This window comes from Methylobacterium sp. 275MFSha3.1 (assembly GCF_900108435.1).
Taxonomy (GTDB): domain Bacteria; phylum Pseudomonadota; class Alphaproteobacteria; order Rhizobiales; family Beijerinckiaceae; genus Methylobacterium.
On the sequence record NZ_FNWP01000013.1, the window covers coordinates 72,173 to 98,791 of the forward strand.

General features: G+C 71.7%; 20 protein-coding genes. 11 read left to right on the plus strand and 9 right to left on the minus strand.

Going from position 1 to position 26,619, the window contains the following annotated elements:
* Positions 1 to 14: 14 nt before the first annotated feature.
* From BLW78_RS16890 to BLW78_RS31395, 4 genes are all read right to left on the minus strand, one after another.
* On the minus strand, positions 15 to 3,482 hold the full coding sequence (locus BLW78_RS16890) for an efflux RND transporter permease subunit (RefSeq protein ID WP_020094027.1): 3,468 nt from the start codon (positions 3,480 to 3,482) through the stop codon (positions 15 to 17).
* Complete coding sequence (locus BLW78_RS16895; RefSeq protein WP_091680966.1) at positions 3,479 to 6,604, minus strand: MdtB/MuxB family multidrug efflux RND transporter permease subunit; 3,126 nt, start codon at positions 6,602 to 6,604, stop codon at positions 3,479 to 3,481. Before BLW78_RS16895 ends, BLW78_RS16890 begins: the two co-directional genes overlap by 4 nt.
* Positions 6,605 to 6,668: 64 nt before the next feature.
* Positions 6,669 to 8,075 carry an MdtA/MuxA family multidrug efflux RND transporter periplasmic adaptor subunit gene (locus tag BLW78_RS16900; RefSeq protein WP_091680968.1) on the minus strand — a complete coding sequence of 469 codons (1,407 nt, stop codon included), beginning with the start codon at positions 8,073 to 8,075 and terminating at the stop codon, positions 6,669 to 6,671.
* A gap of 298 nt (positions 8,076 to 8,373) precedes the next feature.
* On the minus strand, positions 8,374 to 8,550 hold the full coding sequence (locus tag BLW78_RS31395) for a hypothetical protein (RefSeq protein ID WP_020094024.1): 177 nt from the start codon (positions 8,548 to 8,550) through the stop codon (positions 8,374 to 8,376).
* 366 nt (positions 8,551 to 8,916) lie between these two features.
* Here BLW78_RS31395 and BLW78_RS16905 point away from each other — a divergent pair, with 366 nt between their 5' ends.
* The 4 genes from BLW78_RS16905 (at position 8,917) to BLW78_RS16920 (ending at position 12,958) form a co-directional block, all read left to right on the plus strand.
* Entirely contained in the window at positions 8,917 to 10,086 is a 1,170-nt protein-coding gene (locus tag BLW78_RS16905; RefSeq protein WP_244526968.1) for an aminotransferase, read from the plus strand.
* Between the two features lie 129 nt (positions 10,087 to 10,215).
* Positions 10,216 to 10,710, plus strand: coding sequence for a DUF4112 domain-containing protein (locus BLW78_RS16910; RefSeq protein WP_020094022.1), 495 nt, complete (start codon positions 10,216 to 10,218; stop codon positions 10,708 to 10,710).
* 97 nt (positions 10,711 to 10,807) lie between these two features.
* Positions 10,808 to 12,028, plus strand: a complete 1,221-nt coding sequence (locus BLW78_RS16915) for an ABC transporter permease (protein ID WP_091680970.1) — start codon at positions 10,808 to 10,810, stop codon at positions 12,026 to 12,028.
* A gap of 390 nt (positions 12,029 to 12,418) precedes the next feature.
* Complete coding sequence (locus tag BLW78_RS16920) at positions 12,419 to 12,958, plus strand: Ros/MucR family transcriptional regulator (RefSeq protein ID WP_091680971.1); 540 nt, start codon at positions 12,419 to 12,421, stop codon at positions 12,956 to 12,958.
* 132 nt (positions 12,959 to 13,090) lie between these two features.
* Here the strand turns inward: BLW78_RS16920 and BLW78_RS16925 are convergent, their stop codons facing one another.
* On the minus strand, positions 13,091 to 14,524 hold the full coding sequence (locus BLW78_RS16925) for an FAD-linked oxidase C-terminal domain-containing protein (RefSeq protein WP_091680973.1): 1,434 nt from the start codon (positions 14,522 to 14,524) through the stop codon (positions 13,091 to 13,093).
* 228 nt (positions 14,525 to 14,752) lie between these two features.
* Between BLW78_RS16925 and BLW78_RS16930 the strand changes: the two genes are divergently transcribed.
* Positions 14,753 to 15,778 (plus strand): KpsF/GutQ family sugar-phosphate isomerase, encoded by a 1,026-nt coding sequence (locus BLW78_RS16930; RefSeq protein ID WP_056533680.1) that lies wholly within the window; start codon positions 14,753 to 14,755, stop codon positions 15,776 to 15,778.
* A gap of 94 nt (positions 15,779 to 15,872) precedes the next feature.
* Here the strand turns inward: BLW78_RS16930 and BLW78_RS16935 are convergent, their stop codons facing one another.
* The 3 genes from BLW78_RS16935 to BLW78_RS16945 all read right to left on the minus strand — a co-directional run bounded on the left by BLW78_RS16935 (position 15,873) and on the right by BLW78_RS16945 (position 18,808).
* Positions 15,873 to 16,697 (minus strand): SHOCT domain-containing protein, encoded by an 825-nt coding sequence (locus BLW78_RS16935; RefSeq protein ID WP_091681060.1) that lies wholly within the window; start codon positions 16,695 to 16,697, stop codon positions 15,873 to 15,875.
* Between the two features lie 155 nt (positions 16,698 to 16,852).
* Positions 16,853 to 17,452: a nitroreductase family protein gene (locus BLW78_RS16940; RefSeq protein ID WP_020094016.1), complete on the minus strand. Its 600-nt coding sequence runs from the start codon at positions 17,450 to 17,452 to the stop codon at positions 16,853 to 16,855.
* A gap of 288 nt (positions 17,453 to 17,740) precedes the next feature.
* A complete protein-coding gene (locus tag BLW78_RS16945; protein WP_042675851.1) occupies positions 17,741 to 18,808 on the minus strand; it encodes a GSCFA domain-containing protein in 1,068 nt (355 codons plus the stop codon).
* 74 nt (positions 18,809 to 18,882) lie between these two features.
* Here BLW78_RS16945 and BLW78_RS16950 point away from each other — a divergent pair, with 74 nt between their 5' ends.
* On the plus strand, positions 18,883 to 19,932 hold the full coding sequence (locus BLW78_RS16950) for a WcbI family polysaccharide biosynthesis putative acetyltransferase (RefSeq protein ID WP_091680974.1): 1,050 nt from the start codon (positions 18,883 to 18,885) through the stop codon (positions 19,930 to 19,932).
* A 79-nt stretch (positions 19,933 to 20,011) separates the two neighbouring features.
* Here BLW78_RS16950 and BLW78_RS16955 read toward each other — a convergent pair whose 3' ends face one another.
* Positions 20,012 to 20,416: a response regulator gene (locus tag BLW78_RS16955; protein ID WP_091680975.1), complete on the minus strand. Its 405-nt coding sequence runs from the start codon at positions 20,414 to 20,416 to the stop codon at positions 20,012 to 20,014.
* A gap of 349 nt (positions 20,417 to 20,765) precedes the next feature.
* Between BLW78_RS16955 and pal the strand changes: the two genes are divergently transcribed.
* The 5 genes from pal (at position 20,766) to BLW78_RS16980 (ending at position 26,586) form a co-directional block, all read left to right on the plus strand.
* On the plus strand, positions 20,766 to 21,260 hold the full coding sequence (gene pal, locus BLW78_RS16960; RefSeq protein WP_012321252.1) for a peptidoglycan-associated lipoprotein Pal: 495 nt from the start codon (positions 20,766 to 20,768) through the stop codon (positions 21,258 to 21,260).
* A gap of 113 nt (positions 21,261 to 21,373) precedes the next feature.
* Positions 21,374 to 22,363 (plus strand): tol-pal system protein YbgF, encoded by a 990-nt coding sequence (ybgF, locus tag BLW78_RS16965; protein ID WP_091680976.1) that lies wholly within the window; start codon positions 21,374 to 21,376, stop codon positions 22,361 to 22,363.
* Positions 22,364 to 22,461: 98 nt separating this feature from the next.
* Entirely contained in the window at positions 22,462 to 23,499 is a 1,038-nt protein-coding gene (gene tilS, locus BLW78_RS16970; RefSeq protein WP_091681062.1) for a tRNA lysidine(34) synthetase TilS, read from the plus strand.
* A 48-nt stretch (positions 23,500 to 23,547) separates the two neighbouring features.
* Positions 23,548 to 25,470 carry an ATP-dependent zinc metalloprotease FtsH gene (ftsH, locus tag BLW78_RS16975; RefSeq protein ID WP_012321255.1) on the plus strand — a complete coding sequence of 641 codons (1,923 nt, stop codon included), beginning with the start codon at positions 23,548 to 23,550 and terminating at the stop codon, positions 25,468 to 25,470.
* 303 nt (positions 25,471 to 25,773) lie between these two features.
* The gene (locus BLW78_RS16980) at positions 25,774 to 26,586 is read left to right on the plus strand and encodes a sulfite exporter TauE/SafE family protein (protein ID WP_091680978.1); all 813 of its coding nucleotides are present in this window, start codon (positions 25,774 to 25,776) and stop codon (positions 26,584 to 26,586) included.
* The last annotated feature ends 33 nt before the right edge of the window (positions 26,587 to 26,619 follow it).

The following is a 26,619-nucleotide window of genomic DNA, read 5'->3' on the forward strand; positions in this document are numbered from 1 at the left end:
TGAAACCTTAACCATCATTCCCCGGCCGGCAGCGCCGCTTCTCCGCTCCGCCCGCCGCGCCTGCGTCGGTTGAGCACCCTGTGCCGGAGGCGATCGAGGGTGAGGTAGACGACGGGGGTGGTGTAGAGGGTCAGGATCTGGCTCACAATCAGCCCGCCGACGATGGCGATGCCCAACGGGCGGCGCAGCTCCGCGCCCTCGCCGTTGGCCAGGATCAGCGGCACGGCGCCGAGCATGGCGGCCAGCGTCGTCATCATGATCGGCCGGAAGCGCAGGAGACAGGCCTCGCGGATCGCGTCCACGGGATTCGCGGCCCGGGTCCGCTCCGCGTCGATCGCCACGTCGATCATCATGATCGCGTTCTTCTTCACGATGCCGATGAGCAGGAACACCGCGATCAGCGCGATGATGGTGAAGTCGGTGCCCGTCACCAGCAGGGCCAGCACCGCGCCGACGCCGGCCGAGGGCAGGGTCGAGAGGATCGTCAGCGGGTGCACGAAGCTCTCGTAGAGGATTCCCAGCACCGCGTAGACCGCCAGGATCGCCGCCAGGATCAGCAGCGGCTGGCGCGACGCGGAGGCGACGTAGTTCTTGGCCGCGCCGGCATACTCACCGTGGATCGTGGCGGGCAGCTGCAGGGAGGCCATGGCCCGGTCGATGGCATCGGTGGCGTCCGACAGGCTCTTGCCCGGGGCGAGGTTGAACGAGATCGTGGTCGCCACGAACAGGCCCTGGTGGCTCACCTGCACGGGGGCACTGCCGGGCTCGATCCGCGCGAAGGCCGAGAGCGGCACCATCGTCTCCTTGGCGGCCGAGACCGGCGCGCTCGACGAGGCGCCGCCCTTGCTCGCCGCGATGGCGTTGGCGGAGGCGTTGCGGGCCGAGTCGGACGCGATGGCGGCGGCGTTCGAGGCGGTGTCGGCCGTGCTGGCGGAAGCGGCGGCGGCCGCCGCCGCGACGGCGCCCGCGGTGCCCGAGCCGCCGACGGCGCCGGAGCCCGTGGCGACGCCGGTCGCGGCGCTCGCCGACGACCCGCTGCCCGGGCTGCTGGTGCCGGTCGCCGCGTTGGTGTTGACGGTCCCGCCCGCCGCCACCGTGCCGGCGACCGCGTTGGTGGTGGCCGAGCCCGGCGCGTTGCCGCCCGAGGTCGAGACGTAGATCTGCTTGAGCGTCTCCGGCGTCTCCAGGTAGCGCGGCGCGATCTCCATCACGACGTGGTACTGGTTCAGCGGGTTGTAGATCGTCGAGACCTGGCGCTGGCCGAAGGCGTCGTAGAGGGTGTTGTCGATCTTGTTCGGCGTGATGCCGTAGCGGAACGCGGTCGCCCGGTCGATCACAACCCGGCTCTCCAGCCCGCCCTCCTGCTGGTCCGAGGTCACGTCCGCGAAGGTCGGGTCCTTCTGCAGAGCCGCCACCAGCTTCGGGGCGGCGGCGAACAGCTCCTCGGCGGTGTCGCCCTGGAGGGTGTACTGGTACTGGGCGAAGCTCTGGCGGCCGCCCATCTGCAGGTCCTGGCGGGGGAAGACGTAGAGGCGCGCGCCCGCGACCTGCGCGAGCTTCGGCCGCAGCCGCGCCATCACGGCCGAGATCGGCGCCCGCTCGTTGAGCGGCTTCAGGCCGACGAAGACGTTGGCCGAGTTGGTGCCGCGGCCGCCCGTGAAGCCGACGACGCTCTCGACCGCCGGATCCGCCCCGACGATCGCGGTCGCCTGCGTGAGCTTCTTCTCCATCGACTGGAACGAGATGCGCTGGTCGGCCTGGATGCCGCCCATCATCTGCCCGGTATCCTGCTCGGGGAAGAAGCCCTTCGGGACGATGATGTAGAGGTAGACGTTGAGCCCGACCGTGGCGAGCAGGCTCAGCAGGACGAGGCGCGGATGGGCGAGCGCCACCTCCAGCGTCCGCGCGTAGGCCCCGAGCAGCCGGGCGAAGCCGCCCTCCAAAATCCGGATCAGCAGGTTCGGCCGGCGGCCGGCCGGCGGTTCGCCATTGGGACCATGCCCCTCGGCCCGGAGCAGCCGGGCACACATCATCGGCGTGGTCGTGAGCGAGAGCACCAAGGAAATCAGGATCGACAGCGACAGCGTCACCGAAAATTCCTGGAAGATGCGGCCGACGAGGCCGCCCATCAGCAGGATCGGCAGGAACACCGCGATAAGTGACAGGCTCATCGAGATCACCGTGAACCCGACCTCCCGCGCGCCGATCAGCGCCGCCTGGAGCCGGGGCTTGCCCTCCTCGATGTGCCGCTGGACGTTCTCCAGCACCACGATGGCGTCGTCGACCACGAAGCCGGTGCCGATGATCAGCGCGGTCAGCGACAGGATGTTGAGCGAGTAGCCGAGCAGATACATCGCCGAGAAGGTGCCGACGATCGAGATCGGCACGGCGACCGCCGGGATCAGCGTGGCCCGCCAGGAGCGCAGGAAGCCGTACACCACCAGGATGACGAGGCCGACCGCCACCAGCAGCGTCTCCTCGGTGGCCGCGAGGGAGGCGCGGATCGTGGCACTGCGATCGCCGGTGAGCTTGATGTCGATGCCGCCGGGCAGGGACGCGGTGATCTGCGGCAGCGCCTCCTTCACGGCGTTGATGGTCTCGACCACGTTGGCGCCGGGCTGCTTGTAGACGAACAGCAGCACGCCCGGCTTGCCGTTGACGATGCCGAGGTTGCGCTTGTCCTCGACCCCGTCGAGCACCTGCCCGACATCGGTGAGCTTCACCGCGGCGCCGTTGCGGTAGGCCACGATGATGTCGCGGTAATCGGCGGCCTTGCGGCCCTGGTCGTTGGCGTAGAGCTGGTAGCGGCGGTCGCCCGCGTCGATCTCGCCCTTGGGCGAGTTCGCGTTCGCGGAGGCGAGCGCGGCCCGGATGCCCTCGAGGCCGATGCCGTAGTTGAACAGGGCCGTGGGATCGAGCTCGACCCGCACCGCCGGCAGGGACGAGCCGCCGATATCGACGTTGCCGACGCCCGGCAGCTGGGACAGCTTCTGCTGCACCACGGTGGCGGCGGAATCGTAGACCTGGCCGCGGGTCAGCGTCTCCGAGGTCATGCCGAGGATGATGATCGGCGTGTCGGCGGGGTTGAACTTCCGGTAGGTCGGGTTCTGCCGGAGCGAGGCGGGCAGGTCGGCGCGCGCCGCGTTGATGGCAGCCTGGACGTCGCGGGCCGCGCCGTCGATGTCGCGGTTGAGGCCGAACAGCAGCACGATCCGGGTCGAGCCGAGGGAGTTCGTGGACGTCATCTCGTTGACGTCCGCGATAGCGCCGAGCCGCCGCTCCAGGGGCGCCGCCACGGTGGTGGCCATGGTGTCGGGCGAGGCGCCGGCCATCTGGGCCTGGACGAGGATCACCGGGAAGTCGATCTGCGGCAGCGGCGCCACCGGCAGCTTCAGGAAGGCGAACAGCCCGGCGAGCAGCACGCCGATCGTGAGCAGCGTGGTCGCCACCGGCCGCCGGATGAACGGCTCGGAGATGTTCACGGCAGCGCCTCGCCGGGCGCGAGATCCGGCCCCCGCCGCCCGGAGATCCGCCGCTCCAGTCGGTCGAAGGCCAGGTAGATCACCGGCGTGGTGAACAGCGTCAGCACCTGGCTGACGATCAGGCCGCCCGCGATGCAGATGCCGAGCGGCTGGCGCAGCTCGGAGCCGACGCCGGTGCCGAGGATCAGCGGCACCGCGGCGAAGAGCGCCGCCAGCGTCGTCATCAGGATCGGCCGGAAGCGCAGCAGGCAGGCCTGGAAGATCGCCTCGCGGGGCTCGAGCCCGTCCTCGCGCTCCGCCTGGAGCGCGAAGTCGATCATCATGATGGCGTTCTTCTTCACGATGCCGATCAGCAGCACGATGCCGATCACCGCGATGATGTCGAGCGACAGGCCGAACAGCATCAGGCCGAGCAGCGCCCCGATCCCCGCCGACGGCAGGGTCGAGAGGATCGTGATCGGGTGGATGAAGCTCTCGTAGAGCACGCCCAGCACGATGTAGACGGTCACGATCGCCGCCAGGACCAGGAACAGCTCGTTGCCGAGCGCCGACTGGAAGGCGAAGACCGAGCCCTGCGGCACCACCCGGAACGAGGGCGGCAGGCCGATCTCGGCCTTGACCTTGTCGATCGCCTCGACCGCCTGCCCCAGCGCCGCGCCGGGGGCGAGGTTGAACGACACGGTGGTGGCCGGGAACTGGCCGAGATGGGAGATCAGCAGCGGCGCCCGCCGCTCGCTGATCCGCGCGACCGCCGAGAGCGGCACCTGCCCGTTGGTCGCCGTGGAGGAGGGCAGGTAGATCGCGTCGAGGCTGCGGAGCGTCGTGTGCAGCTTCGGGTCGGCCTCCAGGATCACCCGGTACTGGTTGGACTGGGTGAAGATCGTCGAGATGATCCGCTGGCCGAAAGCGTCGTAGAGGGCATTGTCGATGGTGGCCGGGGTGATGCCGTAGCGGCCGGCGGTGGGCCGGTCGATGGTCACGTAGGCGGCGAGCCCCTGGCCCTGGTGGTCGCTCGCCACGTCCATCACCACGGGGGACTTCGCCAGCGCCTCGGTGAAGCGCGGCACCCAGGTCTCGAAATCGTCGATGTTCGGGCTCTCCAGGATCACTTGGTACTGGGTCGCCGAGACCGCCGTGTCGATGGTCAGGTCCTGGACCGGCTGCATGTAAAGCCGCATGCCGGGCTGGTTGGCCGCCGCCGCCGAGATCCGCCGGATGATCGCGCTGGCCGTCGCGGTGCGCGCGTCCCGGGGCTTCAGGTTGATCAGCATCCGGCCGGAATTGAGCGTGACGTTCTGGCCGTCGACCCCGATGAACGACGACAGGCTGGCCACGTCCGGGTCCTTGAGGACGATGTCGGCCATCCGCTGCTGGCGCTCGGCCATGGCGGCGTAGGAGACCGACTGGTCGGCCTGGGTGATGCCCTGGATGACGCCCGTGTCCTGCACGGGGAAGAAGCCCTTCGGGATCACCGCGAACAGGTAGATCGTGAGCCCGAGCGTGCCGAGCGCCACCAGCAGCGTCAGGCCCTGGTGGTTCAGGACGACCCGCAGGGAGCGGCCGTAGGACTCGATCGTGCCGTCGATGGCGCGCCGGCCCAGGCGGGAGAGGACGCCCTCCCGGCGGCGGTGGGCCGCCTCCGGAACGTGCTTCAGGAGCCGCGCGCACAGCATCGGCACCAGCGTCAGCGAGACCACCGCCGAGATGATGATCGTGGCCGCCAGCGTGATGGCGAATTCGTGGAACAGCCGCCCAACCACGTCGCCCATGAACAGGAGCGGGATCAGCACGGCGATCAGCGAGACGGTCAGCGAGATGATGGTGAAGCCGATCTCGCGGGAGCCCTTGAGCGCCGCCTCCAGGGGCGAGTCGCCGGCCTCCACGTGCCGGGCGATGTTCTCGATCACCACGATGGCGTCGTCGACCACGAAGCCGGTGGCGATGGTGAGCGCCATCAGCGACAGGTTGTCGAGGGAGAAGCCGTAGAGGTCCATGACCGACAGGGCGCCGACCAGCGACAGCGGCACCGACAGGCTCGGGATCAGGGTCGCCGACAGGCTGCGCAGGAACAGGAAGATCACCAGCACCACGAGCGCGATGGCGAGGCCGAGCTCGAACTGCACGTCCTCCACGGAGGCGCGGATCGTGGTGGTCCGGTCGGTGAGCGGCGCCACCGCGACGGCGGCCGGCAGGCTCGCCTGGAGCTGCGGCAGCAGCGACTTGATCTTGTCGACGGTCGCGATGACGTTGGCGCCGGGCTGGCGCTGGATGTTCAGGATCACCGCCGGCGTCGCGTCCGCCCAGGCGCCGAGCTTGGTGTTCTCCGGCCCCTCGACCACGTCGGCCACCTCCGAGAGCATCACCGGGGCGCCGTTGCGGTAGGCGATGATCGCCGCGTCGTAGGCCTTCGGGTCGCGGATCTGGTCGTTGGCGTTGATCGCGTAGGACTGCTTCGGCCCGTCGATCGTGCCCTTCGGCGTGTTGACGTTGAGGTTGGTGATGGTGGTGCGCAGGTCGTCGATGTTGAGCCCGTAGGCGGCGAGCGCCCGCGCGTTGAACCGCACCCGCACGGCCGGGCGCTGGCCGCCCGAGATGCTCACGAGGCCGACGCCCGCCACCTGGCTGATCTTCTGCGCGAGGCGCGACTCGGCGAGGTCGCGCACCTGGGTGAGCGGCAGGGTCTTGGAGGTGAGCGCCAGCGTCAGGACCGGCGCGTCGGCCGGGTTGACCTTGGCGTAGATCGGCGGCGCCGGCAGGTCGGAGGGCAGGAGGTTGCCGGCGGCGTTGATCGCCGCCTGGACCTGCTGCTCGGCGATGTCCAGCGGCAGGTCCAGGCTGAACTGCAGGGTGATGACCGAGGCACCCGCGGAGGATTGCGAGGTCATCTGGTTGAGGTTGGCGAGCTGGCCGAACTGCCGCTCCAGCGGCGCCGTCACCGAGGAGGTCATCACCTCGGGGCTGGCGCCGGGATAGAAGGTCTGGACCTGGATCGTCGGGTAATCGACCGCCGGCAGCGCCGAGACCGGCAGGTTCAGGTACGACACGCCGCCGACGATCAGGATCGCCAGCATCAGCAGCGTCGTGGCCACCGGCCGCAGGATGAACAGGCGGGACGGGTTCATGACGCGTTCCCGTTATCCCTTCCCCCGTGGAGGGGGGAGAGGGAGCGTCGCGCCAGAGCCGTCCTCACTGCGCCTGACGGCGCCGGTGCCGACGACCGCCCTCCGCTGTCCCTTGGGAATCCGTCGCCGCGTCGGCCGGCGCGGTGGGCTTCACATCCCCATTGCCGTCAGCCTTGCCGTCCGGCTTCGCCGCCGCGGCCTTGCCGTCGCCGGCGGCCGCCGGCGCGCCCTCGGTGATGCGCACCGGCGCGCCGTCCTTCAGCCGGTCGGTGCCGTCCGTGACGACGCGGTCGCCCGGGTTCAGCCCGGAGACCACCACCGTGTGGGTCCCGTCAGTCTCGCCGGTCTTGATCGGCCGGACCGTGACCTTGCTGTCCCCGTCCATCAGGTAGACGTAGGTGCCGGGCGTGCCCTGGAGCAGGCTGGAATTCGGCACCAGCGTCGCGCCCCGCACCGTGTCGACGGTCAGCTTGGCGTTGACGAACTGGTTCGGGAACAGCTCCTCGTCGGAATTGTCGAACAGCGCGCGCAGCTTCACCGTGCCGGTGGTCGTGTCGATCTGGTTGTCGACCGTGTCGAGGCGGCCGGTGGCGATCTCGTGGGCGTCGCCGCGGTCGTAGGCCCGCACGGTGAGCTTCGCGCCCGCCCGCACCTGCCGCATCACCCGCGACACGTCGTCCTCCGGCAGGGTGAACACCACCGAGATCGGGTGGAGCTGGGTCACCACCACGATCGCCGTGGAGGCGGCCGAGATGTAGTTGCCCTGGTCGACTTGGCGCAGGCCGACGCGGCCGTCCACCGGCGAGACGATGTGCGTGTAGGCGATGTTGAGCTTCTGCTGGTCGACGAGCGCCTGGTCGGCCGCGACCGTGCCCTCGTTCTGCTTCACCAGGGCGGCCTGCGTGTCGACGTTCTGCTTCGAGATCGAGTCCTGCCGGTTCAGCGTCTGGTAGCGCTGCAGGTCGAGCTTCGAGTTCTGGAGCAGCGCCTGGTCGCGGGCGAGCTGGCCCTGGTACTGCGCGAGCAGCGCCTCGTAGGGGCGGGAATCGATCCGGGCGAGCTCGTCGCCCGCCTTCACGGTCTGGCCCTCCCGGAACTGCACCTGCGTGAGGTAGCCGCTGATCTGCGACTTCACCGTCACGGTGGCGAGCGGCGTCACGGTGCCGAGGCCCTGCAGCACCACCGGCATGTCGCCGGTCGTCGCGCTGGCGATGCCCACCGCCTGCGGCATGTCGGCCCCACCGCGCCGGCCGCCGTGGCCGCCGGTGTGATGCGCCGTCGCGGGCTCGGCGCCCTTGCCGGTGCGCGCCTCGTACCAGCGGTGGCCGATCGCCCCGGCGCCGGCGAGCAGCACCAGGATCACGAGCCAGCGGATCGGGCGGAAGCGCCGCGTCCGGACCTCGCGCGCGGGCGCCTCGCCGGGCTGGTAGGCGCGGGCCGTGTCGGTCCGGATCGGTGAACTCTCGTTCATGCCTGACTAGAGCACAGGACGGTCGTCTGCGCGACCGGCGGCACCCTATCCCTCGCTGTCCAAGCCCCCATGCCGCCCCCGGAACGCCGCGTCCCGGAAGCCCGTCCTGAAGCCGCCCGGTCCCGCGGGACCCGACGGCTCCGATCCCGTGTACGGGAGCGTAAGCCCTTAAAGCTGTCCGGGCCCCGAACGGCTCCTTACCGCGGCGTCATGGACACCCGCGGCCGCGCCGCTCGCGCACCTCGCGGCGCCCTCCACCGGTGCCCGGCCAATGCGCCGTCACTAGGGCGGCGACGTTTCACTCGTGTTGCTGGGGCCCGCCGGACGCGTCCGGTACCGCATAAGCGCGCAGCACCGCCCGGAACGCGGGATCGACCGGGGTGACGGCCACGGCGCGGCGCAGGCCGAGTCCGAGGCCGCCGATCAGCAGCGCCAGCACCAGGCAGCCGAGGAACGCGCGTGAGGAAGGCCGCATCGTCGTATCCGGTGGCCGACCCAGCGAGCGGGGCGTGAGCGGGTGCGGCCGCGTCCGGACATGCCGAAAGGGCCACCGACCCGCAAGTCGATGGCCCTTCTGGGGACCGGAGCGGCGCCCCGCTGACGGAGCGAGGGGGCGAAGCTCCGTCGGCGTGTGCGCCGCTCCGGCCGTGATCCGAACCTAAGAGACGGGTGATGAATGTCAACATTCGTCAGCAGGCCCCGGCGCGCCGGAGACCGGGTCTGTGCGACCGCGCACATTCCGCAACGCGCGACGGCCATGTTACAGGCCGGCGATGCCGAGACCCGCCATGCCGACTTTCTCGATGCCCGGCGCTGCGTGCCGTACCGTATGCCGCGCCGCATGAGGTCCGCCGTCATCAACTCCGTCTTCGACGCGCTGCCCACGACCGTGTTCGAGACCATGTCGCGTCTCGCGCGGGTCCACGGTGCGATCAATCTCGGCCAGGGATTCCCGGACGATGCCGGGCCGGCGGATGTCCGCGAGCGGGGCGCGCGGGCGCTCCTGGACGGCTGGAACCAGTACCCGCCGATGATGGGCCTGCCGGCCCTGCGCGAGGCGGTCGCCGCCCATTACGCGCAGCACCAGGGCCTCGTCCTCGACCCGGAGACCGAGGTGATGGTCACCTCCGGGGCGACCGAGGCCCTGGCCGGCGCGCTCCTGGCGCTGATCGAGCCCGGCGACGAGGTCGTGCTGTTCGCGCCCATGTACGACGCCTACCTGCCCCTGGTCAGGCGGGCCGGCGGCGTGCCGCGGATCGTGTCGCTGCACCCTCCGGCCTTCCGCCTCGACGAGTCCGCGCTCGCGGAGGCCTTCGGGGCGCGGACCCGGGTCGTGGTGCTGAACAATCCCCTGAACCCGAGCGCCACCCTGTTCGCGCCGGAGGACCTCGACCTGCTCGCCCGCTACTGCGAGCGCTTCGACGTGACCGCCCTCTGCGACGAGGTCTGGGAGCACGTGGTGTTCGACGGCGCGCGTCACCGGCCCCTGATGGCGCTGCCCGGGATGCGGGAGCGGACCGTCAAGATCGGCTCGGCCGGCAAGATCTTCTCCCTCACCGGCTGGAAGGTCGGCTTCGTGATGGCCGATGCTCGGCTGATGCGCGGGCTCGCCAAGGCGCACCAGTTCCTGACCTTCACGACGCCCCCGAACCTCCAGGAGGCGGTGGCCTACGGGCTGGGCAAGCCGGCCCCGTGGTTCGAGGCGATGCGGGGCAGCTACGCCCGGTCCCGCGACCGGCTCGCGGACGGCCTGCGCGGCCTCGGCTTCACCGTGCTGCCGGCCCGGGCCACGTGGTTCCTCAACATCGACATCGCCGCCCGCGGCCACGCCGACGACGTGGCCTTCTGCGAGGCCCTCGTCACCCGTCACGGCGTCGCGGCGATCCCCGTGAGCGCCTTCTACCCGGACGCCTCCGTGCGCGGCCTCGTCCGGCTCTGCTTCGCCAAGGACGACGCGACCCTGGATGCGGCGCTCGACCGCATGCGCGGGCTTCCGGGGGCCGGGGCATGAGGGTCGGCTCGAGGGACGGCATGACGGGCATCACGAGGGACCGCGCGCGCCGAGCGGGCGCCGTCCTTGCGGGGATCCGGGCGGGGGGCCACATCGTTGGGGACGATGGCTTCCCGACGGATCCCGACCATGGACTTCACCCAGGCTGCCCAGGCCGGGCGTTTCGCCCGTGCCGAGACCTTCCCCGGAGGCGAGACCCGCGCCGGCACCCGGCCCCCCTACCTGTCGGCGGATCTCGGCCGGGAGGCGAGCCTCGCCCGGCTGGAGACGCTGGCCCACCTGATGGACACCGCCTTCGTCATCCCGGGCATCAACCGGCGGGTCGGGTTCGACGCGCTGATCGGCCTCGTGCCGGTGATCGGCGACCTGGCCGGCATGGTGATCTCGTCCTTCATCGTCTACGAGGCGAAGCGCCTCGGGGCGCCGCGCTGGCTGGTGGCCCGGATGGGCCTGAACGTGGCCTTCGACGGGCTGATCGGCGCCGTGCCGGTGGCGGGCGACCTGTTCGACGCCGCCTTCAAGGCCAACCGCCGCAACGTCCGGCTGCTGCGCCGCTGGCTGGAGCGCAGCGGCAACCTGCGTCCCACCGAGATCGACGGCACCGCGACCCGGCTCGACGGCTGAGCGTTCCCGGCCTCCGTCCCGCGGCCGACCGGTCGCGGGGCCGCCCGGATATCGGGGCGGCCGGCGCGCGCGCGACGCGGCTCGGGAGACAGCACGGATGAACGAGGTCACGCGTCCCGGCGACAGCGAGGTCGTGCCCGCGCCGATGCCCGGCGCCCAGCCGCTGGTCCTGCGGCCGGACGAGGGCGCGCCGCCGCCGGTCCTGCCCGGGGCCGCAGGCCGGCGCGTCCGGCTGTCGCCGCTCAACCGGCGCCGCCTCGACAATTTCCGCCGCAACCGGCTCGGCTACGGGTCGTTCGTGATCTTCACGGTCCTGTTCGTGCTCAGCCTGTTCGCGGAGTTCATCGCCAACGACCGCCCGATCGTGATGTCCTACAAGGGCGAGTGGCTGGTCCCGGTCCTGGTCGACTATCCGGAGGAGAAGTTCGGCGGCTTCCTCGCCACGACCGACTACCGCTCCCCCGAGATCCGCCGGGAGATCGCGGCGAACGGCTGGGCGCTGTGGCCGCCGATCCCGTACGCGTACGACACGATCAACGAGGACCTGCCGACGCCGTCGCCGTCGCCGCCGACCTGGATGCTCACGGACGCGCAGTGCAAGCCCGTCGCCGAGAAGCTCGGCGGCTCGACCTGCGCGGACATTCCCCAGCACTGGCTCGGCACCGACAACACCACGCGGGACGTGCTGGCGCGGGTGATCTACGGCTTCCGCATCTCGGTCCTGTTCGGTCTGATCCTGGCCGCGGTCTCGTCGGTGATCGGCGTCGTCGCGGGGGCCGTGCAGGGCTATTTCGGCGGCTGGGTCGATCTCGCCTTCCAGCGCTTCATCGAGGTCTGGGGCGGCATCCCGACCCTCTACCTGATCATCATCATCTCGGCCTTCATCGCCCCGGGCTTCTTCGTCCTGCTCGGGATCATGCTGCTGTTCTCCTGGGTCGCGCTGGTGAGCGTGGTGCGCGCCGAGTTCCTGCGGGCGCGGAACTTCGAGTATGTCCGGGCCGCCCGGGCGCTGGGGCTGTCGAATATCCGGATCATGACGGTCCACCTGTTGCCGAACGCCATGGTGGCGACGCTGACCTTCCTGCCGTTCATCCTGAACGGCTCGATCACCACCCTGACCTCGCTCGACTTCCTCGGCTTCGGCCTGCCGCCGGGCTCGCCGTCCCTCGGAGAGCTTCTCGCGCAGGGCAAGGACAATCTGACCGCGCCGTGGCTCGGATTGACCGGTTTCCTGGTCATCGCCGTGATGTTGAGCCTGCTCGTCTTCGCCGGCGAGGCCGTGCGGGACGCCTTCGATCCGCGCAAGACTTTCGCCTGAGGCCGCGCGGGTTGCGAAAATGACGCAGGGCCTCGCCCCGCGCTCGCACAACTGTACGAAGATTGCGCATTGTGCCCGCACGACCGGGCGGCAATCGTATACGACCGTCTAGAGCCGGCCCCTGACCCGGGGGTAAAGGTCTCTGCCGGCTGCGAAAACCCGCTTCGAGGAAGCGACTAGCATTCGCCGGGCGGACACCGATAAAGCCTCTCAGAAGTGTCCATTAAGTGGCGCCAATGCAACCATACCCTGTAAGCCGCGCCGCGTGATGCAGAGTTAGACTTCGGTCTCATCACAGATAATTGTATGGCGCGGCTTGCATTTTTCGGACGCTGACTTAACTCGCGAAAGTGGGGATCCCATCAGGCATTTGTGCCGAGGAACGAGAGAATGTCAGAAGCTGCGCCGACATCGCAATTGGATTTCATCGAGCGGACCGTGGACGTCGTCGCGGCCTACGTTTCCAACAACTCGCTGCCCTCGGCCGAATTGCCGGCCCTGATCGCGAGCATCCACGAGGCGCTGAACACGATCGGGGCCGGCCCCGTCGCTCCGGCGACCGAGAGCGTCGAGCGGCCGACGCCCGCCCAGATCCGCAAGTCGATCCGCCCCGACGGGCTGGTCAGCTTCATCGACGGGAAGTCGTACAAGACGCTGAAGCGTCACCTGACCAAGCACGGTCTCGATCCGCAGACCTACCGCGAGCGCTACGGCCTGCCGGCCGATTACCCGACCACTTCGGCGAACTACTCGGCGCAGCGCTCGGCGCTCGCCAAGAGCCTCGGCCTCGGCCAGCCGGGCCGGTCCCCGGCGTCCGACAAGGCCGCCGCCGAGGAGGAGGCTGCCGCCCCCGCCTCCGCCCCTGCCTCCGGTCGCCGCAAGACCGCCGCGAGCAAGACCCGGGCGAGCCGCAAGGTCGAGGCCGCCTGAGCGCGGCCGCGAGGCCCGGACGGGGGCGGGCGATCGGAGACGATCGCGCCCGCACCGGTCCGGACTTGTTCGCCAGACCTGTTGGCCGGGCTCTCGGCCAAGCTCTCGGCCGGACCCCGCGCGCGGCGCGGCTCAGGCCGCGAGGCGCCCGTCCAGCGGGAACACCTTGGCGGGGTTCAGCATCCAGTCCGGATCGAACACCGCCTTGACCCGCATCTGCTGCTCGAGATCGACCTGGTCGTACTGGAAGCGCATCAACTCGCGCTTCTCGATGCCGACCCCGTGCTCGCCGGTGAGGCAGCCGCCGACCTCGACGCAGAGCTTCAGGATCTCGTCGCCCGCGGCCTCGGCCTTCTGCAATTCGCCGGGCGTGTTGATGTCGAACAAGATCAGCGGGTGCAGGTTGCCGTCGCCCGCGTGGAACACGTTGGCGACGCGCAGGCCCTTCTCGGCGCAGATGGCGCCGATCCGCTCCAGCACCGGCCCGAGCTGGCCGGTGGGGATCGTCCCGTCCATGCAGATGTAGTCGGAGATCCGGCCGGTCGCCCCGAAGGCCGACTTGCGGCCCTTCCAGATCGCGGCCGATTCCGCCTCCGAGCGCGAGACGCGCACGCTGGTCGGGCGGAAATCCTTGGCGATCGTCTCGATCCGCGCCAGCATCGCGTCGCACTCGGCGTCCGAGCCCTCGACCTCGATGATCAGCATCGCCTCGGCGTCGCGCGGGTAGCCGGCCTGGGCGAAGTCCTCGGTGATGAGGATCGCCTCGCGGTCCATGTACTCGATCGCCACCGGGATGATCCCGGCCGCGATGATCGCCGCGACGCAGTCGCCCGCATCCTCGACCTTCGAGAAGCCGACCAGCACCGGGCGCGCGCCCTCGGCGGCGCGCAGGATCCGCACGGTCGCCTCGGTGACGATGCCGAGCTGCCCCTCCGAGCCGCAGACGAGGCCGAGCAGGTCGTAGCCGCCGCTGTCGAGGTGCTGGCCGCCGATCTCCACCACGGTGCCGTCGTTGAGCACCAGGGTGACGCCGAGCAGGTTGTTGGTGGTCACGCCGTATTTCAGGCAGTGCGCGCCGCCCGAATTCATCGCGATGTTGCCGGCGATCGTGCAGGCGAGCTGGCTCGACGGGTCGGGCGCGTAGAAGAAGCCCTCGTGGCTGACCGCCCCGGAGATCGCCAGGTTGGTGATGCCGCTCTGCACCCGGGCGGTGCGGTTGGCGAAGTCCATGTCGAGGACCTGGGTCATCTTGCCGACGCCGAGGATGATCGCGTCGGCCTGCGCGATGGCGCCGCCCGCGAGCGAGGTGCCGGCGCCCCGGGGCACGACCCGCACGCCGTTGGCGTGGCAGTAGGCCATCACGGCGGCGACCTCCGCGGTGGTGGAGGGCAGCACCACGGCGAGCGGCATCTGCCGGTAGGCGGTGAGCCCGTCGGTCTCGAAGGCCCGGCGCTCGTCCTCGCTGACCACCAGCGCCTCCGGCGCGACCAGGGGCGCGAGGCCGGCCAGGATCGCCTCGCGGCGGGCGAGGATCGCGGGATCGGGGTCGGGGAAGCGGATGGTCATGGGGCTCTTGCCCTCCTGGGGCCCGCGGCGCGGGACGGCGCGCGGGATGGCGTGCCGGGAGCATGGACCCCGGCGGCCGCGCCTTCAACCGGCGTGCGGCGCTGCGTCGTCCCCGCGTCACATTTCAACCACGACGGCTGCCTAGCGTCGCCGGAGACGCCTCGCTGCGCCGCTCCCCGATTCCGGCCCCCGGTGCCGGATCCGGTCGACGGGTCAAGAACGGACACGATGAACGCTCCCGCCTCCAGCGCCCTGCGCGACGACCGCTACGACGCGCCGTCGGCGCATCTCGCCACCACCCGCGACCTCGGGATCCGCAGCCTCCAACTCGGCATCGCGGCCCTGCAGGAGGCGAGCGCCGCCTTCCAGGGCCGGCTCGGCGCGGCCTTCGAGGAGGCGGTGCAGACCATCCTGCAGAGCAAGGGCCGCGTCATCGTCAGCGGCATCGGCAAGAGCGGGCATGTCGGGCGCAAGATCGCCGCGACGCTGGCCTCCACCGGCACGCACGCCTTCTTCGTCCACCCGACCGAGGCGAGCCACGGCGACCTCGGGATGATCGCCCGGGACGACGTCATCATCGCGCTGTCGTGGTCGGGGGAGACCGCGGAACTGTCCGACCTCGTCGGCTTCAGCCGCCGGTTCTCGATCCCTCTGGTGGCGATTACCCGCAACGGCGAGAGCACCCTGGGCAAGGCCGCCGACGTGCTGCTGGAACTGCCCCGCGTGCGGGAATCCTGCCCGCACGACCTCGCGCCGACCTCCTCCAGCCTGATCCAGCTGGCGCTGGGCGACGCCCTGGCGGTGGCGCTCCTGGAGCGGCGCGGCTTCACCTCGGCGCGCTTCCACACCCTGCATCCGGGTGGCACCCTCGCGGCCCGCCTCAGGACCGTGCAGCAGGTGATGCACGGGCCCCAGGACATGCCGCTGGTGCACGAGACCGCCCTCATGTCCGAGGTGATGATCGAGATCGCGGCGCGGCGCTACGGCTGCGTCGGCGTCACGGACGCGGCCGGCCGCCTCGTCGGCATCGTCACGGACGGCGACCTGCGCCGCCACATGGGTCCGGCGCTCCTCGACACGCCGGTCTCGACCGTCATGACCCGCGACCCGGTGACCGTGGAGCCGCACAAGCTGGCTCAGGCCGCGCTGGAGCTGATGAACCGCCGGCTGATCACGGCGGTCTTCGCCGTCACCGACGGCCGGCCTGTCGGCATCGTGCACGTCCACGACCTGCTGCGCGTCGGCATCGCCTGAGGCCGTCCGGACCCGGCAGGTCCGATCCGCGCCCGCATCCCGCGAGGCCTCGCCGCCTCACGACGGGGCGCAGGGTGCGGCGGCCGGGCGCCCCTCACAGCCGTGCCAGCAGCTCCGTCTTCTTGGTCGCGAACTCCGCGTCGGTGAGCACGCCGCGCGCGTGCAGGTCGGCCAGCCGCTCGATGGTCGCGAGGATCGCGTCCGGAGACGACCGGTCCGGGGCCGCCGAAGGGGCAGCCGCAGCGGCCGGCGAAGCGGCGGGGGCGGCCTTCGCCGGGATCTCGGCCGGGTCCGCTCGGCCCGGATCCACCTGGCCCGGATCCGCTTGGCGCGGCGCCGCGACCTCTGCCTCGATCCGGCGGAGGCGGTCGAGGGCGACGGCCCCGGCCGGTCCCGTGAAGCCGAAGCTGCCGTTCGCCTGCGACACGCCGGTGATGCGGTGCTCGCCGGTATCGTACAGCGCGACCCCGGACCCCGCGTCGACGGCGAGCCGCCTGCTGTCCGGGAAATAGGCGTAGCGCAGCCCGTTCTGCGCGCCGGTGCTGGCCGGATCCCCGAGGCCGGCCGGCCACCACTCGCCGCCGCCGCGCCGCGCCGCGGGCGCGGCCTCCGAGAAGCCCCCCGCGGGGAGCGCCCCGGCCAGCTCGGTGCAGAGCGCGTCGACCCGCGCCTTCAGCGCGTCGTCGAACATCCGGCCGACCATCACCATCCCGCCGGAAAACCACTGCCCCATCCCGCCGAGATCGGGATGGTCGAACTGCGCCATCGTGCCGTGGCCACGCTCGAGGGCCCGGACCAGGTGGCGCACCGCGTCCGGGCTGACCCCGTGGCGGTCGGCGACGGTCTGCAGCCCGGGGACGGGGTCGAACGGCCCGTCGTCCCGGAACGGGTCGGACGCGGCGGTGTCGGACGGATCCATGAGCCAGCTCCCGAAGCGTCGGAGGGCGGACAGGAGGCGCGCGGCGGCGGCCCCCTGCCGGCCCGGGTCGAGCCCGTGGGCCTGCGCCCACGGACCTGCGACGGCGTCGCGATGCGGAGCCAATCCCCGGCCGTCCGAGCGGGTTCCGGCCCGTCTCAGCCGGCGGCCTGCGGGAACGGTCCCGCGATGGTGAAGTCGGTGATCGGCCGGCGGCCGTTCGGGGTCTCGCGGGGCCGCTGCTCCTCGGTGAGGTCCGCCTCGGGCGTCTTGCGGCCGACCGCGAAGGCGGCCTCGATCCGGTGGTTCTCGGGCAGACGCAGCACCGCGGGCGCGCGGACGTGGTCGAACCCGACCATGCCGTGGGCGTGCCAGCCCTGGTGGATCGCCTGGAGCTGGAAGGCCAGCGAGGCGGTGCCGGCGTCGAAGGAGTGGCTGTAGGAGGGCTTCAGCTCGTCGCCGACCTTCATGAGCCCGTTCGAGACGAGGAACAGGATCGCGCCGGTGCCGGACACCCATTTCTGATTGCCGGGCACCAGCAGGTCGAAGAACGTGTCCCAGTGGGCGTCGCCCCGGAGCGCGTAGAGGAAGCGCCAGGGCTGCGAGTTGTAGGCGGAGGGCGACCAGCGCGCCGCCTCGATCATCCGCATCAGCTCGGATTCGGGCACGGCCTCACCCGTGAAGGCGCGGGGCGAGTGCCGCTTCACGAAGACCGGATCGATGTCGTGGTCGGCGCGGCGGGGCGGGGGCAGGCTCAAGGGATTCGTCTCCGATAGGCGCGAGCGCCCGGGCGGCCGAGCTTGCCCGAAAGGCCGGGCTGGAGGCAAACGCGGGATCGCCCCGGCCGCCGTGACGGTCGCGAAGGGCTCGAGCGGTTGCCCGGCGGGATCTTCGGAGCGCTGCCGTCTTTGCGAGCGGAGCGAAGCAATCCAGGCAGCGCCACGACTGTCGATGTCGCGTCGCCCTGGGTCACTTCGCTACGCTCGTGAAGACGATGCAGGCCGCCCGATGGCCGCGGCCGCTCCGGTAACGATCTCGGCCCCCCGTCACGCCACGCTGCGCTCGATCTCCTCCTCGTCGCAGATCACGCCGGCATTGCCCTCGAACTCGGCCGCGAGGTCGACGGGGGCGTGGGTCGGCGCCGGCGAGACCCGGTCGCGGGCGAAGGTCGCCAGGAACAGGCGCATGACGTGGCGCACGCCCGCGTCGTTGATGGTGCGCTGGTCCTCGTTGTAGTAGCGCCCGGCATTCACGTTGCTCGTGACGATGTCGTAGGCGGGGAAGTAGACCGCCCGCGGGTCGCCGCGGCCGACCACCTCGCCGGCCGCCACCCGCAGCACCGACTTGGAGTAGCTGTTCGACTCCATCACGTGCCGGTCCATGTAGGTGGCGATCATCGGCACCGGCGAGACCGTGAAGATCACCCGCGCCTTCGGATTCACGCTCCAGAGCCGGTCGAGGAAGCCGTTGAGGTCACCGAGCACCTCGCCCGCGCCGGCATTCACGCACTCGTAGAGCGCGGGGTCGAACGTGCCACCCGCGACACCGGGGGCGAGCGGCAGCGCCGCGCCGTCGGCCCGCCAGCGCCAGCCCTCGGTGAGGCCGAGCGTCAGCACGAACACGTCGAGCGTCTCGAACAGGCGGCGCACCTCGGCGAGGTGCGCGTCGCGCGCCGCGACCACCTCGGCCTCGCTGGCGAAGCCCGCCGGCTCGACGGTCGGGCGGAACGGGTCGACGTAGCGACCGTCGTCGCGCAGCCACGCCTTCAGTTCCGGCTCGAACGTGCCGTAGGCCCGGTCGAACAGCTGCACGAACTGGCGCGTGTAGTAGAGGTTGCCGTAGCGCGCCGAGAACGTGCCGAACTGGCGGGCATTGGCCTCCTCGGCGCTCATGCCGGGGGTCGGCGGCTCGGTCAGGTAGTAGTTGAACCCGGCGCCGCGCACCGCCTCGGCCACCCGCTGGGCGAAGCACGAGCCGCCGGTGGCGACCTTGTCGGTCGGCCCGATCACGAACGTGTCCTTCGGGTGCGGATTGACCGCGAAGGGCGGCACGTTGGTGACGACCTTGCGCCAGAATCGCTCGGCCGGTAGACCCGTATACGGATTCAACGCCATCTTCGAACCCTCTTCTTCACGACGGCGGCAGGCCCTCGGGGGCGCTGTTCCGTCCGCTGACACCGGCACGCGACGTGGCCCTGAACGACCTGCCCCGGCGCGCCCGCAGCGCGTTCACCCGCTCGGCGACCGATTGGACGCCTACCCGTTGGGCCCCCACCTGGGCGACACCATGGCGGAACCGCGCCCGCACCGCCACGACCCGTGACGGGCCGAGCATCGCGGTGCTGGGCAATTGCCAGGCCCGGGGCATCGCCCGGGCCATGCGCCTGCTCGCGCCGAAGAGCCCGGTCCGTTACCTGCCCATGGGCTCGCTGAAGCGCGACCACGGCCATGTCGACGGCTTGATCCGGACCCTGCGCGCCCACGACCACGTCTTCTCGCAGGCCTTCCCGGCCGGGCTGATCCCCGGCGGCGACGCCGCCACTGTGCGCGCGGCCGACCCGCGGCTCAAGCTGTTCCCGTCGATCGTGTTCTCGGCCTTCCACCCGGACATGGTCTATGTCGGGCAGGCCTCGGACCTCGCCGCGCTGAAGCTGACGCCGTCGCCGCTGGGCCAGTACCACTCGGCGATCGTCGTCACCGCCCACCGGCTCGGGCTCGATGCCGGCCGCACGGCCGCCCTGTTCCGCGAGGACGTGTTCGCCCGCCTGGGCTACCTCGACCACTGGGACCCGGCGGTGCGCGAGCTCGTCGGCGCGGCCGACGCCCTGGGTTTCGGGCTGGAGCGCGAGGTGACCCGCTGGGCGCGCCGCGGCGCCTTCATGCACCTGATGAACCATCCCAAGGTCCACGTCCTCGGCGATATCGCGAGGCGGCTGCTGCAGGAGAACGGGCTCACGCCCGAGCCCGTGGAGATCGAGGATTACCTCGGCGACGAGCTGGCCCAGGACGTGGTCTGGCCGATCTACCCGCCCATCGCCGAGCATTTCGGCCTGACCGGCTCGTACCTGTTCAAGACCAAGCCGCGGGGCGACGACTTCCCGGTGCTCTACGACCTGCCGGGCTTCGTCGCGGCGAGCTTCGCCCTCTACGACGCGATGCCCCCCGGGGATCTCGCCTGCCCGCGGGTCGAGGCGTGGATCGCCGCGCCGGAGATCGTCGCGCTGTTCCGGGGCGGCTGAGGCCGCCTCCGGGAGCCGCGGCGTCCCGGGTCGCTTCGCGGCGCGCGCGACGACGGTCCCGCCCGGAAGGGTCCGTGACTCAGCCCGCCGCGCAGAGCCGGCTGTCGGAGCCGGCCTCGCCCAGACCCTCGACCATAATCCGGACCAGGCGGTTGACCTCCTGCATCTGGAAGGGCTTGCGCAGGAACAGGCTGCCCGGCACGCCGCTGCGGCCGTGCGTGTCCGTCGAGGTGTAGACCACTGGCCGGTCCGGATGGATCGCCCGGAAGGCGTGGGCCACTGTCCAGCCGTCGATCAGCCCGGGCAGGTGGATGTCGGTGAACAGCCAGTCGATCGCCGCGCCCCGGTCGCGCAGGACGGTCAGCGCGGCCTCGCCCGTCGAGGCTTCGATCACCCGGATGCCGTGCGTCTCGCACAGGCTCGCGACGATCTCGAGGAGCAGGTAGCTGTCCTCGACGATGAGGACGCTCTGGGCGGGGCGCATGCGGGAGGTCCGGTCTTCGGCCCGCCGATAAGGGACCGATAGGGTTGAGGATCTCTTAAAGCCCGGCCCGCGACCGTTACCGGCGGAGGCCCGGCGCCTGTTGCAGCGCCGCAACCGGGGCGGCCGAAATGGCGCGTCGCGGCCCGCCGCCCCGCCGCCGCCGCATTCCGGGCGCGTCCGGGTGCGTCAGCGCACGCCGTCGATCGGTGCGGACCGTCACCACGCCCCCGCGCCGCCCGGCGGAACCGTCGCTTAACCAACCCCGCCTACCAACGGCGCCAGGATTACGCGGACCCGCCTCGAAGACCAGCAGCCGGCCTTCGGCACCGCTCGAGGAGTTTTTCAGACCATGCCCCAGCGTTTCCGCGCCGCCGCCCTCGGCCTCGCGCTCGTCGCCGCCCTCGGCCTGGGCGCCTGCAGCAACGACAAGGACCTCGCCGACGCCTCCGCCTTCGGGGCGGGCGCCGCCACCCCGGGCAGCGCGCAGGACTTCGTCGTCAATATCGGCGACCGGGTCTTCTTCGAGTCGGACTCCACCGACCTGACGCCGACCGCGACCGCGACCCTCGACAAGCAGGCCGCGTGGCTGCAGCGCTACCCGCGCTACACCTTCATCATCGAGGGCCACGCCGACGAGCGCGGCACTCGCGAGTACAACTTCTCCCTCGGCGCCCGCCGGGCCCAGGCGGTGAACGACTACCTCGCCACCCGCGGCATCGCGGCGAGCCGGATGCGGACCGTGTCGTACGGCAAGGAGCGGCCGGTGGCGGTGTGCAACGACATCTCCTGCTGGTCGCAGAACCGCCGCGCGGTGATCGTCCTCGACCGCGGCGCCGGCGCGTAGGCCGCCGCGCGAACGAGTCCGGAGGCGGCATGCGGCCGCCTCCGCGCCGCAGTTTTGCCGCGGTGCGGCGCATCTGTTAGGGCCTCGCGCCGACACCGGACCGCAGCCGAACCATGCCCGCCCACCTTCGCACCCGCCTCGCCCTCGCCACCGCCCTCGGTGCCGCGCTCCTCGGCCACCCGGCCGCCGCGCAGGACGCCTCGGAACTGGTGGTGCGCCTCGGCCGCATCGAGAACCAGTCCCGGATGATGGCGGGACAGATCGAGACCCTCCAGTACGAGAACCGCCAGCTCAAGGAGCAGCTGCGCAAGTTCCAGGAGGACGTCGAGTACCGCCTGAACGAGGGCAAGGGCGGCAAACCCTCGGCCGCGCCCGCGCCGTCGGGGCCCGTCAACGGCGGCAACCCGGGCGCCGGCCGCCCCGGGAAGCGCGGCGACGCCTTTGACCCGTCGCAGGCCCCCGGAGCCCCGGGCGCCCCGGTGCAGCTCGGCAGCACGCGGCCCTCCGCGCCGCTGCCGCCCCGCGAGGCCGAGGAGGCCGCCGAGGCGGCGCCCCGGCCGCAGCGCCTGCCCCAGGGCGCGCTCAACGAGTCCGGCGAGGACGACGCGGAGGCCGGGACCTCCGGCTACGACGAGCCCGTGGACCTGCGGCCGCCGGCCCGGACCGGGGCGATCCCGACGCGGCCCTCCGAGAGCGTGGCGGCGACCCGGACCGGCGATCCGGCCGCCGATTTCGACGCCGCGGTCGAGCTGTACCGCGCCAAGCAGTACGAGCAGGCCGAGATGGGCCTGCGCCAGTTCATCCAGTCGCACCCGCGCGACAACCGCGTCGCCGGCGCGACCTACTGGCTCGGCGAGAGCTACCTCGCCCGCGGCCGCAACCGCGAGGCCGCCGAGCAGTTCCTGAAGGTCTCCACCGACTACGCCCGCTCCGCCCAGGCCCCCGACGCCATGCTGAAGCTCGGCGTCACGCTCAACGCGCTCGGCGCCCGCGAGCAGGCCTGCGCGACCCTGGCCGAGCTGGACCGGAAGTTCCCGAATGCCGGCACCGGCGTCCGCCAGGGCGTCGCCCGCGAGCAGAAGCGCGCCCGCTGCGGCGCCTGAGCGTCTCGGGCGCTCTGAGCGACTTGGGCGACTCGGGCGACCCGGTCCTCGGCGCCCTCCGCCCCTGGCTCGACCGGGCCGCGCGCGGCGGGCGGGGCGTGCTCCTCGCCGTCTCGGGCGGTCCCGATTCGAGCGCCCTGATGCACGCCGCCGCGCGCATGCGAGACGCGACCGGCGCGTCCCTGCGCGTGGCGACCGTCGATCACGGCCTGCGGCCGGAATCCGGCGCGGAGGCCGAGGGCGTCGGCCGCGCCGCCCGGGCGCTTGACCTGCCCCACGCGACCCTGACCTGGACGGGCGCGAAGCCCGGCACCGGCCTGCAGGACGCGGCCCGCACCGCCCGCTACGCACTCCTCGCCGCCCATGCCGGGGCGGTCGGCGCCGGGCTCGTGCTGACGGGCCACACGCGGGATGACCAGGCCGAGACGGTGCTGATCCGGCTCGCGGCCGGCAGCGGCCCCGCGGGGCTCGCCGGCATGCGCGCCGAGCGGGACCTCGGTCCCGGCCTCGCCCTCGGGCGCCCGTTCCTGCACCTGCCGAAGGCGAGCCTGGAGGCGTGGTGCGCGGCGCGCGGCATCGGGTATCTGCGCGATCCCGCCAACGGCGATCCGCGCTTCGCCCGCGGCCGCCTGCGCGCGGCCTGGCCGGCCCTGGAGCGCGAGGGCCTGACCCGGGCGCGCCTCGCACGGCTCGCCGAGCGCGCCGCCCGCGACGAGGCCGCGCTCCGGGGCGCGGCCGAGCAGGCCCTCGACGGGGCGCTCCGGCCCGGGTCGGAGACGGGCGCGGGCCTGCGCCTCGACGGGCGCGCCCTGGCGGCCCTGCCGGACGCCGTGGCCCTGCGCTGCCTGGATCTCGCCCTGGCCCGAGCCGGCGCGGCGCCGCGCCGCCTCGAGCGCCTCGAGGCCCTCGTCCTCGTATCGCTCCTGCCGGCCCTGCGCCGCCGGGAGCCGGTCCGCCGCACCCTCGCGGGGATCCTCGTCGCCGCCGACGCGGGCGGGGGCGTGAACCTCGCCCCGGCGCCGCCGCGCCGGCACGGACTCGCAGGTGCTGCCCTCGCCGCAGGGTCTCCCGACTTACTTGGCAAGGGAGAGCCCCCCGCCTACATTGGCGGAGTGTGCACGGATGGATCGGAATAGCCGCGTGGCGGGTCCGTCCTGGGGGTCGCACGCGCCAGGGATTAATCGATGAACCCGAATTTTCGCAACTTTGCCTTGTGGGTCGTCATCTTCCTGCTGGTGCTGGCCCTCGTCACCCTGTTCCAGAACCCGGGTCACCGGGGCGGCGGCAGCGAGATCGCCTACAGCCAGCTCCTGAACGACGCCGATGCCGGCAAGATCCAGTCGGTGGTGATCTCCGGGCAGGACGTGTCCGGCACCTACGTGGGCGGCGGTAACTTCACGAGCTACGCGCCCAACGACCCGAGCCTGGTCTCCAAGCTCCAGGGCAAGGGCGTGCAGATCACCGCCCGCCCGCCGTCCGACAACACCCCCTGGTTCATCCAGCTGCTGGTGAGCTGGCTGCCGATCCTCGTCTTCATCGGCGCCTGGATCTTCCTCTCGCGCCAGATGCAGTCCGGCGCCGGCCGCGCCATGGGCTTCGGCAAGTCGAAGGCCAAGCTCCTGAACGAGGCCCACGGCCGGGTGTCGTTCGACGACGTCGCCGGCGTCGAGGAGGCCAAGGAGGACCTGCAGGAGATCGTCGAGTTCCTGCGCGACCCGCAGAAGTTCCAGCGGCTCGGCGGTCGGATCCCGCGCGGCGTGCTGCTCGTCGGCCCGCCCGGCACCGGTAAGACCCTGATCGCCCGGGCGGTCGCGGGCGAGGCCAACGTGCCGTTCTTCACCATCTCGGGCTCCGACTTCGTCGAGATGTTCGTGGGCGTCGGCGCCAGCCGCGTGCGCGACATGTTCGAGCAGGCCAAGAAGAACGCGCCCTGCATCATCTTCATCGACGAGATCGACGCGGTCGGCCGCCACCGCGGCGCCGGCCTCGGCGGCGGCAACGACGAGCGCGAGCAGACCCTCAACCAGCTCCTCGTGGAGATGGACGGCTTCGAGGCCAACGAGGGCGTCATCATCATCGCGGCGACCAACCGCCCCGACGTACTCGACCCGGCGCTGCTGCGGCCCGGCCGCTTCGACCGCCAGATCATGGTGCCGAACCCGGACGTCACCGGCCGCGAGCGCATCCTGCGCGTCCACGTCCGCAAGGTGCCGCTGGCCCCCGACGTCGACCTCAAGACCATCGCGCGCGGCACCCCGGGCTTCTCGGGCGCCGACCTGATGAACCTCGTCAACGAATCGGCGCTCCTCGCCGCTCGACGCGGAAAACGCATCGTGACGATGCACGAGTTCGAGGACGCCAAGGACAAGGTCATGATGGGCGCCGAGCGGCGCACCCTCGTGATGACCGAGGACGAGAAGCGGCTCACCGCCTACCACGAGGGCGGCCACGCCATCGTGGCGCTGAACGTCCCGGCCACCGACCCGGTGCACAAGGCGACCATCATCCCGCGCGGTCGGGCGCTGGGCATGGTCATGCAGCTGCCCGAGCGCGACAAGCTCTCCATGAGCTTCGAGCAGATGACCTCGCGGCTGGCGATCATGATGGGCGGCCGCATCGCTGAGGAGATGATCTTCGGGCGCGAGAAGGTGACCTCGGGCGCGCAGTCCGACATCGAGCAGGCAACGCGGCTCGCCAAGATGATGGTGACCCGCTGGGGCTTCAGCCCCGAGCTCGGCACCGTCGCGTACGGCGACAACAACGACGAGGTCTTCCTCGGCATGTCGATGGGCCGGCAGCAATCGGTCTCCGAGTCGACCGCCCAGAAGATCGACGCCGAGGTCCGCCGCCTCGTGGAGACCGGCCTGGAGGAGGCGCGCCGCATCCTGGCCGAGCACAAGGACGACCTGGAGGCCCTGGCCCAGGGGCTCCTCGAGTACGAGACCCTCTCGGGCGAGGAGATCCGCAACCTGCTCAAGGGCCAGCCCCCGATCCGCGACGGCGGCGACGTGCCGCCGACCCCGGCCCGGGGATCCTCGGTCCCCTCGGCGGGCCGCGGCCGGCCGAAGGAGAGCGACGGCGGCCTGGAGCCGCAGCCGCAGGCCTGAGGTCGCGGAATCGGACGAGCGAAGGGGGCGCCGCGAGGCGCCCTTTTTCGTTCCGTGCGGCCTCCTTCGACGCGCGTGCGGATTCGGCGCGCTTTCAGGACGCTGTCAGGACCGCGCGCGGGGCCGCGTCGCGCTCCCTCATCAGCGGCGGCGTTCGCCGGCGACGCGTGATCGTCGCCGCGTCTCCCGTGACAAACCGGCCCTCCTGTCGGCGGATCGCGCGCGTCAGCTTGGCCGGAGGCTCGGCGGACTCCGCCGAATCGGAAACACAGGTCCCTTCCACAGGCCGCCGCGAAACCCCCGATGCCGGTCTCGACCTATCTCGTCGTCGCCCTCGGCGCCGTCGTCGCCGGCTTCGTCCAGGGCCTGTCGGGCTTCGGCTTCGGCCTCACGGCCCTGTCGTTCTGGGCCTGGGTGATCGACCCGCAGCTCGCCGCCGTGCTGGCCGTCTCCGGCGCCTTCACGGGCCAGGTCATCGCGGCGGTCTCGGTCCGGCGCGGGTTCGAGACCAGGCGCCTCGCGCCCTTCATCCTCGGCGGCCTCATCGGCATCCCCCTCGGCGTCCTGCTGCTGCCGCGGCTCGACGCCGACTGGTTCAAGACGCTCCTCGGCCTGCTGCTGATCGTCTGGTGCCCGGCCATGCTGTTCGCCCGGAACCTGCCGCGGATCGCGGCCGGCGGCCGGCTCGCCGACGCCGCGGTGGGCCTCGGCGGCGGGATGATGGGCGGGCTCGGCGGCTTCACGGGCGTGCTGCCGACCCTCTGGTGCACCCTGCGCCGCTACGAGCGCGACGTGCAGCGCTCGGTGATCCAGAACTTCAACCTCGCGATGCTCAGCGTCACCCTGGCGACCTACCTCGCCGCGGGGCTCGTCACCCGGGCGACGCTGCCGATCCTGGCCGTGGTCCTGCCGGCGATGCTGGTCCCGACGCTGCTCGGCACCCGGATCTATCTCGGCCTCAGCGAGGTCGCCTTCCGCCGGCTCGTGCTCGGCCTGCTGACCGTCTCGGGCCTCGCGCTGGTCTCGGCCTCGGCGCCGCGGCTCCTGCAGCGCGCCGGGCGCCCCATTTCGACCGCCTTTGTCGGGGAGCACCCCGTTGACTCTGCCGGCCGGTGAGCCGCCGGCGGGCGCGATAATCTGCTAAGCTGT

Bases quoted from the DNA above. Each gene is read 5' to 3' on its own strand.
- BLW78_RS16900 (WP_091680968.1), bottom strand. From the start codon at position 8,075: ATGAACGAGAGTTCACCGATCCGGACCGACACGGCCCGCGCCTACCAG.
- BLW78_RS16895 (WP_091680966.1), bottom strand. From the start codon at position 6,604: ATGAACCCGTCCCGCCTGTTCATCCTGCGGCCGGTGGCCACGACGCTG.
- BLW78_RS16955 (WP_091680975.1), bottom strand. From the start codon at position 20,416: ATGCGCCCCGCCCAGAGCGTCCTCATCGTCGAGGACAGCTACCTGCTC.
- BLW78_RS16945 (WP_042675851.1), bottom strand. From the start codon at position 18,808: ATGGCGTTGAATCCGTATACGGGTCTACCGGCCGAGCGATTCTGGCGC.
- pal (WP_012321252.1), top strand. From the start codon at position 20,766: ATGCCCCAGCGTTTCCGCGCCGCCGCCCTCGGCCTCGCGCTCGTCGCC.
- BLW78_RS16910 (WP_020094022.1), top strand. From the start codon at position 10,216: ATGGACTTCACCCAGGCTGCCCAGGCCGGGCGTTTCGCCCGTGCCGAG.
- ftsH (WP_012321255.1), top strand. From the start codon at position 23,548: ATGAACCCGAATTTTCGCAACTTTGCCTTGTGGGTCGTCATCTTCCTG.
- BLW78_RS16980 (WP_091680978.1), top strand. From the start codon at position 25,774: ATGCCGGTCTCGACCTATCTCGTCGTCGCCCTCGGCGCCGTCGTCGCC.
- BLW78_RS31395 (WP_020094024.1), bottom strand. From the start codon at position 8,550: ATGCGGCCTTCCTCACGCGCGTTCCTCGGCTGCCTGGTGCTGGCGCTG.
- BLW78_RS16925 (WP_091680973.1), bottom strand. From the start codon at position 14,524: ATGACCATCCGCTTCCCCGACCCCGATCCCGCGATCCTCGCCCGCCGC.
- BLW78_RS16905 (WP_244526968.1), top strand. From the start codon at position 8,917: ATGAGGTCCGCCGTCATCAACTCCGTCTTCGACGCGCTGCCCACGACC.
- ybgF (WP_091680976.1), top strand. From the start codon at position 21,374: ATGCCCGCCCACCTTCGCACCCGCCTCGCCCTCGCCACCGCCCTCGGT.
- BLW78_RS16915 (WP_091680970.1), top strand. From the start codon at position 10,808: ATGAACGAGGTCACGCGTCCCGGCGACAGCGAGGTCGTGCCCGCGCCG.
- BLW78_RS16930 (WP_056533680.1), top strand. From the start codon at position 14,753: ATGAACGCTCCCGCCTCCAGCGCCCTGCGCGACGACCGCTACGACGCG.
- BLW78_RS16920 (WP_091680971.1), top strand. From the start codon at position 12,419: ATGTCAGAAGCTGCGCCGACATCGCAATTGGATTTCATCGAGCGGACC.
- BLW78_RS16935 (WP_091681060.1), bottom strand. From the start codon at position 16,697: ATGGATCCGTCCGACACCGCCGCGTCCGACCCGTTCCGGGACGACGGG.